At 42.3% G+C, this 14,827-nt stretch carries 13 protein-coding genes; 5 read left to right on the top strand and 8 right to left on the bottom strand.

The features are described 5' to 3' along the window. Positions 1–181 precede the first annotated feature (181 nt). The gene (locus tag EI161_RS05535; protein WP_192529169.1) at positions 182–829 is read right to left on the bottom strand and encodes a Crp/Fnr family transcriptional regulator; all 648 of its coding nucleotides are present in this window, start codon (positions 827–829) and stop codon (positions 182–184) included. A 98-nt stretch (positions 830–927) separates the two neighbouring features. Here EI161_RS05535 and EI161_RS05530 point away from each other — a divergent pair, with 98 nt between their 5' ends. Both EI161_RS05530 and EI161_RS05525 read left to right on the top strand, forming a co-directional pair. Further along, on the top strand, positions 928–1,737 hold the full coding sequence (locus EI161_RS05530; RefSeq protein WP_263973712.1) for a class II aldolase/adducin family protein: 810 nt from the start codon (positions 928–930) through the stop codon (positions 1,735–1,737). Between the two features lie 137 nt (positions 1,738–1,874). Continuing rightward, positions 1,875–2,285: a DUF962 domain-containing protein gene (locus EI161_RS05525; RefSeq protein ID WP_192529168.1), complete on the top strand. Its 411-nt coding sequence runs from the start codon at positions 1,875–1,877 to the stop codon at positions 2,283–2,285. Positions 2,286–2,602: 317 nt separating this feature from the next. Here the strand turns inward: EI161_RS05525 and EI161_RS05520 are convergent, their stop codons facing one another. Then, the gene (locus tag EI161_RS05520) at positions 2,603–3,742 is read right to left on the bottom strand and encodes a M14-type cytosolic carboxypeptidase (RefSeq protein ID WP_192529167.1); all 1,140 of its coding nucleotides are present in this window, start codon (positions 3,740–3,742) and stop codon (positions 2,603–2,605) included. 592 nt (positions 3,743–4,334) lie between these two features. On the opposite strand from EI161_RS05520, the gene EI161_RS05515 reads away from it, so the two are divergent. After that, complete coding sequence (locus tag EI161_RS05515) at positions 4,335–5,174, top strand: DUF5020 domain-containing protein (RefSeq protein WP_318779364.1); 840 nt, start codon at positions 4,335–4,337, stop codon at positions 5,172–5,174. 146 nt (positions 5,175–5,320) lie between these two features. Here the strand turns inward: EI161_RS05515 and moaC are convergent, their stop codons facing one another. The 6 genes from moaC to surE all read right to left on the bottom strand — a co-directional run bounded on the left by moaC (position 5,321) and on the right by surE (position 11,865). After that, positions 5,321–5,827 carry a cyclic pyranopterin monophosphate synthase MoaC gene (moaC, locus tag EI161_RS05510; protein WP_192524144.1) on the bottom strand — a complete coding sequence of 169 codons (507 nt, stop codon included), beginning with the start codon at positions 5,825–5,827 and terminating at the stop codon, positions 5,321–5,323. Between the two features lie 24 nt (positions 5,828–5,851). Then, positions 5,852–6,577, bottom strand: coding sequence for a molybdenum cofactor guanylyltransferase (locus tag EI161_RS05505; RefSeq protein WP_192524143.1), 726 nt, complete (start codon positions 6,575–6,577; stop codon positions 5,852–5,854). A gap of 157 nt (positions 6,578–6,734) precedes the next feature. Then, positions 6,735–8,030 (bottom strand): gephyrin-like molybdotransferase Glp, encoded by a 1,296-nt coding sequence (gene glp, locus EI161_RS05500; protein WP_192529166.1) that lies wholly within the window; start codon positions 8,028–8,030, stop codon positions 6,735–6,737. Between the two features lie 366 nt (positions 8,031–8,396). Then, a complete protein-coding gene (locus EI161_RS05495; RefSeq protein WP_192529165.1) occupies positions 8,397–9,713 on the bottom strand; it encodes a lytic murein transglycosylase in 1,317 nt (438 codons plus the stop codon). A gap of 113 nt (positions 9,714–9,826) precedes the next feature. Beyond that, on the bottom strand, positions 9,827–10,648 hold the full coding sequence (locus EI161_RS05490) for a LysM peptidoglycan-binding domain-containing M23 family metallopeptidase (RefSeq protein ID WP_192529164.1): 822 nt from the start codon (positions 10,646–10,648) through the stop codon (positions 9,827–9,829). Between the two features lie 365 nt (positions 10,649–11,013). Beyond that, the gene (gene surE / locus EI161_RS05485) at positions 11,014–11,865 is read right to left on the bottom strand and encodes a 5'/3'-nucleotidase SurE (RefSeq protein ID WP_192529163.1); all 852 of its coding nucleotides are present in this window, start codon (positions 11,863–11,865) and stop codon (positions 11,014–11,016) included. A 565-nt stretch (positions 11,866–12,430) separates the two neighbouring features. On the opposite strand from surE, the gene EI161_RS05480 reads away from it, so the two are divergent. Together EI161_RS05480 and EI161_RS05475 are read left to right on the top strand one after the other, a co-directional pair. Beyond that, the gene (locus EI161_RS05480) at positions 12,431–12,865 is read left to right on the top strand and encodes an MCR_0457 family protein (protein WP_192524138.1); all 435 of its coding nucleotides are present in this window, start codon (positions 12,431–12,433) and stop codon (positions 12,863–12,865) included. A 603-nt stretch (positions 12,866–13,468) separates the two neighbouring features. Further along, complete coding sequence (locus EI161_RS05475; protein WP_192524137.1) at positions 13,469–14,635, top strand: D-alanyl-D-alanine carboxypeptidase family protein; 1,167 nt, start codon at positions 13,469–13,471, stop codon at positions 14,633–14,635. The last annotated feature ends 192 nt before the right edge of the window (positions 14,636–14,827 follow it).

The following is a 14,827-nucleotide window of genomic DNA, read 5'->3' as shown; positions in this document are numbered from 1 at the left end:
CTATAAATTTAATACTATGTTTTGCCCCTTTAAGGGCATAAATCTGGTATCGTTCACCTAGGCTTAGATGTGTATAGTTCATGGTTGCAATCTCACTTTGGTCGGTGGATAAAAACTTTGATGCTAGCGCATCTAGGTCTTTTTTTCACCTCACATTTGGTATTGCACTTCATGTGTTAATCTAAGTAATAAAACCATAGTGCATATCAAGCACTGCCTGTTTTTGCCATCTCTGTATTATTTTATTGATGGTTTGTCTGGTCGTGCCCAGCATAAATCCTAGCTCTTCTTGCGATAAGCGCAAGTCTATTTTAATAGTATCCCCCGTCTGCTTGCCATACGTTTCTACTAGCCCAATAATCGTACTAGCCAACCGTGCTGAGGTGTTTAATGAAGTGGCATCATTAATCCAATCAAAAGCTTTTCGGATTCTTTGGCAAGTAATGAGCGCCAAGTGCTTGTACAAAATAGGGTGCAATTGGGCGGTCTGCATCACCACGCCTCTAGGAATCGATAGGAGGGTAACCTTGTTCATAGTCCATGCATCATGCGTGCGAGGGTTATCATCTAAAATAGATATTTCACCAAACCAATCACCACTAGACAGGTGTGTCAACGTAACCCCATTGCCGCTCGCATTAATATTACATACTCTCATCGTGCCAGCCAGCAGCAAATGTAGGGCTGCTGCCTCATGGTCACCAACTGTCTGAATCATTTGGCGTTTTTGATATGTTTTTAGTACTACATTAGCCGCTAATACGGCTTGCACATTGTCAGGCAGTTGGGTAAACCAGGGGTCTTGGTTTAAATAATGATTGATGTTCATAAGTGTAAGGTTTTTGACAGATTTGGTTTTATAAATGGTATAGAGTTATTGTTCAAGCTATTTAAAACGGATTGCTGACAACAATAAGGGACTATACCATGCAAACAACAACGCAAGAAAGCTCAACCGCTAATGATTCAGTAATGACTGACTCAAGCACGAGTCTACAGCATAATGTGAGCGAAGCAGAGTGGCAAATGCGCGTAGACCTTGCCGCTTGTTATCGGCTCATTGCCTCTTATGGCTGGGACGATCTGGTATTTACACATATATCGGCACGTGTACCAAGTACAGAAAATGAATTTTTAATCAATCCATATGGCCTATTGTTTGAAGAGATTACGGCTTCTAACTTGATTAAAGTAAACCAAGACGGTGAAAAAGTATCGCCGTCAGAGTTCGATGTCAACCCAGCAGGCTTTACGATTCATAGTGCTGTACACCAAGCCCGTGACGACGCTCATTGTGTGCTTCATTTGCATACCAGTGACGGTGTGGCCGTCTCGATCCAAGAGCAAGGTTTATTACCTATTTCCCAGCAATCATTACTTCCCTTGTCTAACTTGGCATACCATGATTATGAAGGCATTGCCTTAAACCCTGAAGAAAAAGTACGCTTGGTCGCCGATTTAGGGGCCGCGAATTTTATGTTTCTACGCAACCACGGCTTACTCACTTGTGCCAGTACAGTCGCAGATGCTTTTTTAGCCATGTATATCATGCAAAAATCCTGTGAGATTCAAATTAAAGCACAGAGTGGCGGCCATGCTTTGACTGCCATACCCGCTCAAATATTAGCGGGTATTCAAGCGGCATCAAAACAAGTCACTAAAGAGGCTAATGGCGACATTGCATGGCCTGCTTTGTTAAGAAAACTGCGCCGCACTGACCCTTCGTTTGAACAATAATGCCATGCCGCTGTCATAAAGCAAAAGTGCTTACTTAATATTTTTAAGTGCAATGAAACAATGGAAGCATTTATTTATTGAATTAGATATACCTGATAAACCAAAGAAGTTACATAACCAACAAGGAAGCTAAAACTATGAAACAGACTGCTACCAAAACATCATCAATCAAAGATGCAACCATAGAAAAAGACAGCAATGGCAATCTTATCAATAAAGAGAGCCCTGCCGATCAGAAATTTTATGACTTTTATTTAGATGAGCATCAAAACATAGCTTGTCGTCGCTTACATTTTGCGGGCAGTACTTTTGGCCTATTGGGACTGGCAAAATCCGTCAAAAACCGTTCAGTAAAGCCTTTAATTAAAGGCATTGCTGCTGGGTATGCCTGTGCATGGGTGGGACATTTCTTCTTCGAAAAAAACAAACCTGCCACCTTCAAATACCCACTACAAAGCTTTGCTGGCGACATACGTATGTATGGCGATGTGTTACGCGGCAATCTAAGTTTAAAAGATAAAAAGCTTGATAAAGCGCGTCAAAAGTAAGTATAAGAAACAAACACGCTATAGTCGATTCAACTTAAAAAGAATACAGCACTACTGGGATGCTTGCTTTTAAATATAAGTTTCGCAGCCTATGGAGTGCAAAACGCACAGCAAGTAAGGAAAACCTATACCAGCAAAGTACCGTTTGACTGGTATAAGTTTTATAGCAGTCACAAAAATTAGACTAGCAAGGAAAACAATGAAAATAGCACAGGTAATATCAAGATATTAGCCAGCTATTTGACCCAGTTTGGCAAGATTTAGCCATTTTTAGCCCATTGAGTTGATTTTGTTCAGATTGAGGACATGCCCTAGACCTACCGTAAATCATCAACAACCGCTAGCATAGCAATTAATGATGCGTCACCCAATTTCATAGAACGCTCAGGTGACCAGCCCGTAGCCGCATCAGGCACATTATCGTTGTCTTTAAAGGGCATCTCTAAGGTATTTGCAAGGCAATCAAAACGCTCCGCCACCCAGTTAGTGGCTACCGTCATATTCGCTGTGCCAGGTGCATCAACGTCATAACCAAATTCAGACTGAAAATCAGCACTAGCGAGTTTCAATACGTCTGAAAACCTATCTCGTAGCTGTGCGAGGCGATCGTTGTAACTTGGCGTTCCTTGAGAGCCAGCCAGAAATACAAAAGGTAAGGCTTCATCACCATGTACATCATAAAATAGATCAACGCCAGTCTGCTCCATTTTATGGATCACATGAAACACTTCAGGGCTTTTTTCTAAACTTGGACTTGACCATTCACGGTTTAGATTGGTGCCAACGGCATTAGTCCGTAGATGTCCGCGCACGCTACCATCGGGATTCATATTAGGCACAATATAAAAGTTAGCTTTATCCAGTAATAACTTAGCCGTGGCATTATCCTCATCTAACAAGCTATGCATCAGACCGTCGGCCAACCATTCAGCCATTGTTTCGCCAGGGTGCTGACGGGCTATGATCCAAATATTGCGTTTATTTGCATCATTATTGCTATCGCTACCCCCAATTTTAACTAGGGTTAAATCGCGCTTATCAAGCGTTTCTCCCAGATGTTCTAAACACGCTAACGGATGCATTTGTACCGTTGCCAATAAATCTTGATGTTGCTCATAACTATAAGGGGCAAAATAAGCAATTTGAATGCTTTCATAGTCCATATCTGCCACTATCGTTAACTTCCCATCTTTATAAGACGTAGGTAAACGAAACCAATGCTGACGATCATATGATGCCACTGCTTGGTAATTGTCCCACCCTTCGAGATAGGATGCCTCACCTGCATTAACAATATTGAGAACATACTGCTCTCCAACTTCAGCTTCCATACGAAAGTTAAACCATTGGAAAAACTCGCCGCCAAAGTCTGGGCGAATAGCCAATTGAATGTTTTTTTTATCTTCTACATTAATAACGTCAATATTACCGGCATCAAAATTAGCAGTGATACGCATAACTTCTCCTTAACTGATTTTTATGGTGGTGTTGTAAAAAAATATTGCGATGTGAGTCAGGGCGTGCGCCAAAAAACAATATGACAGCCTAGCTTTAGATGCTAATACCAATATAACAAACTTAGATTATAAAGTTTAAATCAGTTTCGCCTCAGGTATCCATTTATTTGAGGTTTTTTTGTGTTTGTAAGTTTTCTGTTTTTATTTTTGATATTACAAAATTAATATTCCTGACCATTTAGTCAGTTATTTTTAATAGAATCATAAACTTAGCCAATATCAACAACTTAGAGAACTCAGATTTTCCTTATTTACAGAAACTTTGTAGTTGTCAGGGCTTATTAAACATGCTTAACTGTTTCAAAGTGTTAATGATTGCTGCAGTAAATCATCAAAAGTGACAGATTTTGCAGCCTTTAAATATGCTTACATTGACAGTGTTTGTCTTAATAACTCTTTATTTTTATCGAAAGCTGACTCTACTTTTTCCTAGCATCATAGGCGCGTTTTGATAGGAAGTTAAAACTCGTTTGACATGCCATGACCGCAAAGCCTGCTAGGACCCAACCACTGTATATAAAGGAATACTACTGTGCGTTATAATTTATCTTCAAGCCTACCATTGACCACCAAATCGCCTAAGACTCTTAGCCGTAAATCTCTTTGTATCAAACCATTAGCGACCGCTGCTATTGCTATTGTAGCTTTGGGCGGTATGACTGGCGCTCATGCCAAAACCTTATTTAAAGACACCAGTGTTACTGTACTGCACGGTGGTAACTTTAAGCTGCTACCTGGCGACGTAGATGATCTAACAACAATGACACTAGAACACGCCTCTACGCATGATTGGGGTGGTGTATTCTTCTTCGTTGACCGTCATCAAGGTGGAAAATACGACGTTATAGATGGTGAAACTGGTGATGTTGTTGATACGAAAAGATATAAAGAAACTTTCGGTAAGTTTTCTCCTAAATTCAAAGTGGCAACATTTAACGACAGCTTTATCAAACAAGTCAACGTCGCGGGTGTTTATGAGTTCAGCTCAAACAGCACCGGTTTTGGTCAAGATAACTACTGGGCGGGTCTTGGCGTAGACTTAGACTTACCAATTCCTGGCATGAAGTATGCATCTGCGACCTTGTATCACTCCTTTAACGAAACGAAACCTGATGACCAAAAAATCACGTTAACCGCTGCTTGGGAACGCGATAAAGTGTTGATTGATGGTTATGTTGATTTTGGTTTTAACAGTGATACGCTTGAAGACAATATTCACTTTAACCCACAAGTTAAGTACAACTTGCAAGAAGCGCTTGGCCTTGATAACCGTTTAGAAGTCGGTGGTGAGTACAGCTATTGGAAAAATAAATTTGGTGTCGATGGGGTCGACGAACATGCTGTTATGGCACTGGTGAAATACCACTTTTAAGCCGTGATTGACTCTAAAGTATCAATCAAAAAAACCCTCATTCAATGTAATATTGAATGAGGGTTTTTCTATGGTTAATTCACTCTAAAGCCGATACGATTGTCATAACCTGCTATGACTAACCATTAAAACAATCAACCACTACCTTAAGCATGGTTATAATCTGACTTGCCACCGGTTTTGTTTATTAGATGGATATTATCAATGGCGATGTCATGTGACAGTGCTTTGGTCATGTCGTAGATAGTTAGGCAAGCAACGCTAACAGCGGTTAACGCTTCCATCTCTACCCCTGTTTTATGTGTGACTTTTACGCTTGCGCTGACGGTAATCGCATTGAGTGCATCGTCATAAATGAAAGTCAGTCCGATTTTATCTAGCGGTAACGGATGACAAAGTGGAATAAGGTCGTGTGTACGCTTCGCTGCCATAATACCAGCGATATGCGCAGTCTGTGTGATACTGCCTTTTTTGGTCATGCCATCAGCAGCTTTGATTTGTGTATAGATATCACTCGGAAAACGAACTTGCCCAACAGCATGGGCTTCTCGGGTCGTTGTATGTTTGCCACTGACATCGACCATATGAATATCACCGTCACTGTCTAGGTGCGATAAAGTAGGCTGGGTTTTTTTCTGGCTATTGGTATTCATAGATAAACTCTCTCGATAACTTTTTTATAAATCACTTAAAGCGGTACATGCTCTTTTAAAATCTTCAGGAGTATTAAAATTGGTCAGATGCTGCCACTCGTTCATAAACGGCACACAATGCACAACAGGCTGAATAAATGACATCACTCTACGCTGACCACTATCAATATAGGCTCTTAAATCAGGCTCAATACTCAGACGGTAGAGCCCCAATAATGGATATAAATGGTTAGCATCTGTTAAGCAAATTATGTTTTTATCATCAGCCTGAGCAATGAAAGGTTGCAGTGTCTGCCACAAATCAGTAGCAGGTATCAAGCTATCACAGCTAATGACCAACAACCACGATGAATGCCTATTTTTTATAGTGATTGAGTCATCTAGATTTATCAGTGTCTGCAACGCAGATTCAATCGCTACTAACGCGCCGCCAGTATCAATCTCTTTGTCACTCCTTAGAGAGGTTGTGCTCTTTAAAGAGTGATAGTCAGCAATATGCAGAATAGGCGACTGGGGACTATGTAAGGCTACATTTGCATTGGTATTAAAGCCACGGCCATTATCTGCAATCATAATAGGTGGGTTTACATCAGCCACGTTTAAGCCGCGCGCATGACGGAGGTGATAGTCCAGCAAGTACTCACCTGTCGGTAGAGTGAGCTTGGCCTTGGGCGTGCCCATGCGTCTCGATGCACCGCCCGCCAAAACAACCACCCCAGCCAAGCTGTCTAAACCGTTTAAAGTATTCATTATGGCTCAATATTATTTATGATGAAAACACTTATGGTAAAATCAATTGTCAGGATGAACTCTCGTTTTCCTATCGCTATCAGACGCTAGTGCGTGTCCTCAATTCAAGCGATTGTATCTAAATGGGCTAAACAACCTAATGCTGGCACACACTAAGTCAAACATGCAGCCAAGGGAAAGGCTGTACTATCACCTGACTGTCTGCTGACACATTGCCACTGTCTTTACCCAAAACGATAAAGCAATTGGCGCGGCTAAGCTGTTTGATACGGTGCGACTGCTGACCTGATAGGCACTCAACTTGGTAATGACCAGACTTATTTTTTGACAATATCCCGCGCTGAAAATCTTTGCGACCGACGCTTTTTTTGACGTCATTGCTCAGCAATGCTTCGATACTCAATTGCATGGGTCGCTCTGCCAACTCAGCGCCTGACATCTGCCATAACGCTGGTATCACAAAATTTAGCGCACCAACGACAGTAGAGAGCGGGTTGCCCGGCAAACCAAAATATAATACTGACTTATCAAGACCTTTATTTAGTTCACCAAAGACAAAAGGCTTACCCGGTTTCATCGCCACTTTATAGTGGTTAATCTGCCCTAACCTTTCAATCACAGTGGTCAAAAAATCATAATCGCCCACTGATACACCAGCCGTTGATATCAACACATCACAGTCTTGCATCGCTTGGCTAACGGCGGTAGTCGTCTGCTCTAAGTTATCGGGGATGATGCCATAATCACGAATGCTAATAGGCATATCTGATAGCAAACTTTTAAGGGTTGGCGTATTGGAGTTATATATTTGCGCCAAGCTTTCAAGCTCATTGCCAATGGCAACCAATTCATCACCAGTCGCCAGTACACCTACCGTCAGTGGCTCGAATACCTCAACTTGGCTAACACCTAAGTTTGCCAGTAGGCTGATATCAGCAGGATTGATCCGCTTACCGACTTTTAAGACTGCTTCGCCCGCCTCAATCTCCTCGCCTTGCTTGCGAATATTGTTATCGACCTTAGCGGCCTGTAGTAGTGTAATAGCATAAGGCTGTGATTTATCGAGCGTATCTTTTATATCCGCAAAGTTGGTGTTCTCTTGCATGATGACCGTATCACAGTTATCAGGCACGACAGCGCCCGTAAAAATACGGACACCTTGTCCAGCTGTCAACTCACCAATATAGGCACTACCAGCCTGTGACTCTCCAACTATATCGATAACGCTTTCTTTTGATAAATCGCTACCCTGAGCAATCGCATAACCATCCATCGCGGATACATTTTGTCTTGGCACATCAAACGACGAGACAATTTCTTGCGCCAATATTTGATTACGACTATTGAGTAGCTCGCAGGTAGTAATTACTCTTTTTTGTAGCGGCCAGTCGTTAATATTATAATTGTCTATACGCAGCTGTATCGCAGACTGTAATGCTTCCATGGTAATCATAAAGGTACACTCTTTTAATCGTTTTATATTCGTATTTAAGGTTTGAAAAACCCTGTATTTAAAAAATCATTTTTAAAAGTACTATCTTTAAAAGTACTATCTTTAAAAGTACTATCTTTAAAAGTACTATCTTTAAAAGTGCTGGCTTTAAAAACACCTTGTCTTTAAAAGTACTTTGTCTTCACTTTAAAAATGGCAAAAAAGCACCTTATCAAGGTGCTTTTTTATTGTGCTCATTGCTCATTAAAATGAAAGGTATCGTCTTAATAAGCTCAGACAATTAAAGTACAGTAAAAGAACCTATCAGCCAGACTGAAAACATGAATTAACAAAGCCAATACCAAAGATGAATGCCAACAACCTATTTCACCATGATGCTAACGAAGACGCACTACGCTGGGTGATAAAACCGTCTGGAGTCTGACCATTATCTGCCTGCCAGCGCTGGAATGCCTTACGCGTATTGGTACCAACGATACCATCAGCGCCTTTGGTATCATAGCCTGAATTGGTCAGACGTTGTTGCAAATTGCGCACTTGATTGGTCGATAATGGACGCTCATAGCGCGGCCATGATTTCTGCAAACCGCCTTGTCCCGCCAGCGCCTTACCCAATAAGCTAACTCCTAACGCATAACTTGACGAATTATTATAGACCTTTATCACATCAAAATTTGGGCTGAGTAGCAGCACTGGGCCATCCTTGCCAGCTGGCAACCATAGCTCCATTTCTGTATTGGCATCCAAATAAACATCGGCTATCGTATCAACGCCCATCGCCGCCCATCTAGCAGCTGGTTGCTTAGTGCCAACAGCCGAATAATCAAATGAAGTAGGAACAGTCGCCTCATAAAACGGTGCTAGACCACGAACCCAGCCTGAGTTACTCAGATAATTGGCGGTAGAGGCCAAAGCATCGCTTGTTGACCACGGATTGCGATGACCATTACCATCACCGTCCACGCCATGTTGCAGCCAAGTATCGGGGATAAACTGAGTCTGACCCATACCGCCCGCCCAAGAGCCATCCAGCTGCGACCAAGACACATCACCGCGCTGTAATAACGTCGCCAATGATAACAATTGAGTTTCGGCAAATTTTTGGCGACGACCATCGTAGGCAAGGCTAGCCAGCGAGCTGGGTATGCTGCTATTACCCGTCACCGCGCCATATGACGACTCCATGCCCCATATCGCCGCGATGATTTCTGCATTGACGCCATATTGCGATTCTAACTGCGATAAAAACGAGCGTTGCTCAGCAAATTTACGCTTACCCGTGCTCACGCGCCCATCAGATACGGCAGAGTCTACATATTCCCATGGCATCTTAGAAAACTCTGGTTGCCCTGAGTCAAGCGAGATAACTTGCTGATTTAGATAAGCCGAATCAAGTAGACGGCGGATAGTCTGAGCATCATAGCCTGACGACATCGCACGCGTTGAGAAGTCTGACTTCCAATCAGAAAAGCTACCATAGCTTGGCTTTGGTGTCGTTTGCGGTTTAACCACTGGTTTAACGACTGGCTTCGGGGTTGGTTTTACTTTAATGGTTTGGTTCTGAGTAATCTGAACGTTGCCTTGACGCACAGGCTTGTTCGTCTTTTGCATCGCTTGCTGGCTCGTACACCCGACCATCACTAAGGCCGGAAAAAGTGCGATATATTGTTTTTTTAAAATCATAAAATTTCTCAAGTATGGATAAGTAGAGTGGCTTACTTAATAAAGCATTGTTAATAGCATCATCAAATTGAACACGCCATTGAAAATATGGCTGTAAATTTAACCTCCTAGATTTAACGCCCTAGTACTGCGCGTGGATCAATAGGATTGCCATTTAAACGTACTTGGAATTCTAAGCCGACTTGATTGGTCTCACCGCTACTACCCATATTTGCAATACGTTGACCATGTTGCACTTGATCCCCTTCTTTGACGAGCAACTTGCTATTGTGTGCATAGGCAGTGATATAGTTATCGCTATGGCGAATCATAATCAGCTCGCCATATTCTGGTAGACCATTACCTGAGTAAAGTACCGTCCCAGATTGACTGGCAAGCACTGGATCGCCAACCTTACCAGCGAACCACATACCCATATTGCCAGCTGCTGCATCAAAATTGCGGGTCACTTGGTTGCGGCTCGGGTATTCATAACCTGATGTGGTGTTAGCAGTCACTTCGTACGCAGGACTTTGCGAGCTATTATTGGGCGCACTGTTTGTATTAGACGAAGTGTTTGCGGGAGGGGTATAAGTTGGCTGACGCTGGGCCGACGCGTTATAGCGGTTATTATTGGCTGTCGCCGCTTGTGTGCCTTGCCACAGTTTAAGCCATTGTCCGCTATAGATCGTATATTTACTGTCTAAGCCATTGAGCGAACCAATTTTACGGTAACTGAGGCGATAGCGCTCAGCAAGTTGACTGACCGTATCACCGCGTTGCACACGATGATAGTTAGGGACGCCTTGTGCGTTAGTAATAATCTTAGGACCCGCTTGGTTGGCTGATTGATAAGTCGGTTTGGTCGCACAACCCACCACAGTCAGGGTCGCTGCGCTCAGAGTGCCAATCAAAGCCGCTTTTGCAAGATGCGATCCAGTCGTAAGCTTTTTCATACAAGGTTCCTGTTCTTTATGTTACTCATCAATTTTTATGTTGCTTATCGGTTTTAAATTAATCAGAAGCACTTTGTGCCACTCACAAGCCTCTTAATGTTTTTCTGTACTTTATAATAGCCTAACAAACACCATTATCAATCATTTAACAGGCTATATCGTTGATTTACCTTTGTCTTTATAAAAAATCTATTTGGATTGTTTATACAGGGCGCGCCATCATTTAGGTTATGAAGCTTAAAGGGGGAGCTAGAAAAAATACCATGAATATAGGGGCTGTATAACATAAAACAATACGAAAGCAATACGATTGTAATAATGTGCTATTGGATCACACGCCATAGTTACTTATCTTATATAGTTACTTATAGCGCTAACGCTGATAGCGTCTCTAATGCTGCCGCTGGTGTATGGTGCAGCCGTACCGGTGAGAGACTTATATAGCCTGCTGCTACGGCTTGGTCATCGGTCATTTTTGTGGTCAAAAAATCTGTCATCTGCTCTGGTGTTTTCTGATGAGGCGGCCATGGTTCAGGGACTTTATCTTTCAATACCTCATTTTGACGCTTGCGCAACGACAACCAATACGCATCTCGCCCGCGTGGATCGACCATATGGTGTACAGGCCGCGCTATCTGGCTGTGCCCCAACGCAGTGATTTTTCGACCCTTAATATCGTCGGCATTATCTACATTAGGAATATTAACGTTTAATACATGATAGGGCAAATTTTTGACTGCATCTAAAATTGGCGTTTCGGTAAATAGCTTGGCGATCTCATTTGCCGCCATTTGATAATCACTCACCTGCTCTTGGCCCTTGCCTTTTACCCCGCCGCCGACTAAGGAAGTCGCGATAGCTGGTATGCCAAATAGCTGTGCCGTGAGCGCGGCACCAAAGGTACCAGAAAACATAACGTCCTGACCCAAATTGGCGCCTGAGTTGATACCCGTAATTACGCAGTCAAAGCGTGTCTGACGATACAATTCATGCAAGGCTAAATAAATACAATCAGCAGGCGAGCCGTTAACGGCTATTGCACCAGAGGGTAATTGCTGCGTATGTAAGGGCTTAGAAACACTCAAAGCACTCGCACAGCCACTTTGTTCATCGTTTGGCGCGACGACCACCACGTCTCCGATAGATGATAGCGCCTGAGACAGCGCTAATAATCCTGGGGCATTTACACCATCATCATTACTAATTAAAAATTTCATCGTTATTCTCTATACCAAGCTCTCTATATTAAGCTTTCTATACTCATAAATGACCGTCTGTCCACTTATCAGACTTATCCTCATAAAATTGCTATAATCAGAGCTGCTGATAGTGGGTTACTTATTGATAAACCCATCTTATTAATACCCATCTTATTAATAATAATCACCGTACTTTATTTCTGCTTAGATACTAGAGCGTGTTGAACCAACACAAACAGGTACTGCTCAAAAGAGCAAATGTAGGCGATTATACCTTAATAAAGCACCGACACGAACTCAGAATTTATCTGGCGATAAAAAATAAGGCTACGCCCTAGCAGCCTTATATTATCAAGCAGAAAACTAAATACTGAGCATTACGTTACAATAGACAACAACGCACAACAATATAAACTTATACTTTTATGCTGAGGCAACTTAGCCGTCTATGCTGCTGATATGTTGCTATAAGATAGCGTTGGCTCACAAGATATCTACACATAAACCAATATTTTATGTGACTTTTGTTTTTTTACCCATTAACATATGACCATTAAATAAAGATGAGCGAGTGTAATACTGAATGAATAATCAATCGATATTATCTATAGCTTCTGTGATAGCAAAGACCGCATCGAAAATTGGTCTGGCAGGACTGATAACGTCTGTTGCCATGCTGTCTCAAGCATCGTTTGCGGAAAGTAATCCTGCAACAACCATACCGCTAGATTTATCTGGCGTTAACATCACTAAGCATGAAATTGCGGTGATGCAAGTGCTGTCGGAGATATGCCCACCGATGCTTAGTGGTAATCAAAAACAGCGTTTTTATAAATCGTATAATGTCCAGCTACACGAGCTGATGCCGTCGTTAGAAGATCCAAAAGCAGCTATTCAATATCTGTCTACCCAGCAAGATTATCGTCAAATATTGCAAGGTATTCGTAGCTGGACGATGGGATTCTCAAAGCAAGAAAACAAAGCACTCTGCCAAGATTTAGCCGATGCTGAGTATTAATCGTAGGATCTGTAGTCGACGATGGGTAAGAATCGGTGTTGACGCTAGTTGGATAAAGCCCGTAATAATGAACAATAATAAAATAACGGCTCTATCTACTTTAAAACACTGACTGCTTTAAAACGCTGAATTACCGCCCTCTAAAGATAGAGATATAAGCTTGCTCGTTAAGCTTATATCATAAAAAAGCTTGCTGTAATCGCTTTCACATCACATAAGCGATTCAGCAGGCTTTTTTTGTGGCAATCCATTTAGGTGTCATCGAATCATTGTAGCGTCAGTCTACTATAAAAAATCTACGTTAAAAGACCTACGTTCAAAGTAGTGTTCCGCGGCTATTAACCCTACTACGCCCAAACATTTGATAAGTATTCACTTTTCTTTTCATCACCTCCTATTTTTTGCATTTATTGATTCCCCATCGGCTGGCATTTTGCTAAGATAAGGCGTTAATTTTATGTCTGTCGCTCAGTCGTTACTGCGCTCGTTTATATCTATTTTTCAACTTAATAGGTAAGACATGTGGTTGAAAACGGTGAATGAGGTTTGGTACTGGGCACAAGCGATAGATACATTTAGTTTCATGATGCGGTGTAACGATATATGACAGTAAAGCGCGTAAAAAACCAGCTTGTACAGCTGGTAGTTGGTGTTAGTATCTCTATGAGTGCAGTGATGGCGAGCGCAGCCATACAGCCGCCTGAGATGGACAATACCGCCTATGTATTGATGGATTACAATACTGGTGAAATCTTGGCACAAAAAAATGCCAATGAAGCTCTACCACCAGCGTCTCTCACAAAAATGATGACCAGTTACATGATTGAGCAGCGCCTAGCATCGGGTGATCTCAAAGAAGACGAGCAGGTATTGATGAGTCAAAATGCTTGGTGCCGTGGTAGCAGCAGCCAGTCTTGCATGTATGTGCCCGTCAATAAAACGGCCAGTGTCATCGATATGCTACGCGGGATTATCATTCAATCCGGTAATGATGCCTCAAAAGCCATGGCTGAGCACATCGCTGGTAGCGAAGCGTCATTTGCTATCTTGATGAACGAGCAGGCGCAAAAGATTGGTATGGAAAACACCAATTTTGTCAATTCTACAGGTATGCCTGATGAAGGTCACCAAGCTTCAGCGTTAGATATGGCCAAGCTGGCACGAGCCATTATTAATAATAGCGGCGACTACTACAGCATTTATGCAGAAAAAGAGTTTACCTATAATGGTATTACGCAAGGTAACCGCAATGCCCTACTCGCTACCGACCCCACTGTCGATGGTTTAAAAACTGGCCATACTAATGCTGCCGGCTACTGCTTGGTCGCTTCGAGCAATCGTGAAGATATGCGCCTCATATCTGTGATTATGGGTACAAAAAGCCAGCAAGCTCGTGCTGACCAGTCACGTGAATTACTGAATTGGGGTTTTGGTCATTTCACTACGGTTACCAAGGCACCAGCTGGGCAGTTCGTCAGTAAAGTACCTGTTTGGTTTGGCGAAGCCAAAGAAGTAGAGCTGACAACTGGCGATAACTTACAAATTCTAACGACCAAAACGCAAAAGAATAAAATCACTACTGTGATTGATATTCCTGAAAGCTTGGAAGCGCCCATCAAAAAAGGTCAAGAAATTGGCAAAATGATGGCGGTGATTGATGGAAAAGCAGTAGCGTCAGTGCCGGTCGTAGCGACTAGTGATATCGAGCAGTCAGGCTTTATGAGTCGCACTTGGCAACGTGTGATGCGCTGGGTACAAAACCTGTTTTAAAAGTACAGTCTTTACTGAATAAAAAAAAGACGCCTTAAATTGGGCGTCTTTTTTATTGGATGGATATAAGGCAACCGAGTACAAATAGTATAGTTAAAATACTTTAAAAACGCTACGATACTGCTGGTATAGTTTTTTTGTAGCCTCTGTCTGCGTAGGCACAGCAAGCAAGAAAAAACGGTACCTGCAGTA

The sequence above is a fragment of the Psychrobacter sp. FME5 genome (assembly GCF_014861375.1).
Classification (GTDB): domain Bacteria; phylum Pseudomonadota; class Gammaproteobacteria; order Pseudomonadales; family Moraxellaceae; genus Psychrobacter.
This window is presented reverse-complemented; position numbering and strand designations above follow the sequence as displayed.

What these genes read in the sequence shown, in the direction of transcription:
- EI161_RS05535 (WP_192529169.1), bottom strand. Translation starts at nt 829, where the DNA reads ATGAACATCAATCATTATTTAAACCAAGACCCCTGGTTTACCCAACTG.
- EI161_RS05530 (WP_263973712.1), top strand. Translation starts at nt 928, where the DNA reads ATGCAAACAACAACGCAAGAAAGCTCAACCGCTAATGATTCAGTAATG.
- EI161_RS05525 (WP_192529168.1), top strand. Translation starts at nt 1,875, where the DNA reads ATGAAACAGACTGCTACCAAAACATCATCAATCAAAGATGCAACCATA.
- EI161_RS05520 (WP_192529167.1), bottom strand. Translation starts at nt 3,742, where the DNA reads ATGCGTATCACTGCTAATTTTGATGCCGGTAATATTGACGTTATTAAT.
- moaC (WP_192524144.1), bottom strand. Translation starts at nt 5,827, where the DNA reads ATGAATACCAATAGCCAGAAAAAAACCCAGCCTACTTTATCGCACCTA.
- EI161_RS05505 (WP_192524143.1), bottom strand. Translation starts at nt 6,577, where the DNA reads ATGAATACTTTAAACGGTTTAGACAGCTTGGCTGGGGTGGTTGTTTTG.
- glp (WP_192529166.1), bottom strand. Translation starts at nt 8,030, where the DNA reads ATGATTACCATGGAAGCATTACAGTCTGCGATACAGCTGCGTATAGAC.
- EI161_RS05495 (WP_192529165.1), bottom strand. Translation starts at nt 9,713, where the DNA reads ATGATTTTAAAAAAACAATATATCGCACTTTTTCCGGCCTTAGTGATG.
- EI161_RS05490 (WP_192529164.1), bottom strand. Translation starts at nt 10,648, where the DNA reads ATGAAAAAGCTTACGACTGGATCGCATCTTGCAAAAGCGGCTTTGATT.
- surE (WP_192529163.1), bottom strand. Translation starts at nt 11,865, where the DNA reads ATGAAATTTTTAATTAGTAATGATGATGGTGTAAATGCCCCAGGATTA.
- EI161_RS05480 (WP_192524138.1), top strand. Translation starts at nt 12,431, where the DNA reads ATGAATAATCAATCGATATTATCTATAGCTTCTGTGATAGCAAAGACC.
- EI161_RS05475 (WP_192524137.1), top strand. Translation starts at nt 13,469, where the DNA reads ATGACAGTAAAGCGCGTAAAAAACCAGCTTGTACAGCTGGTAGTTGGT.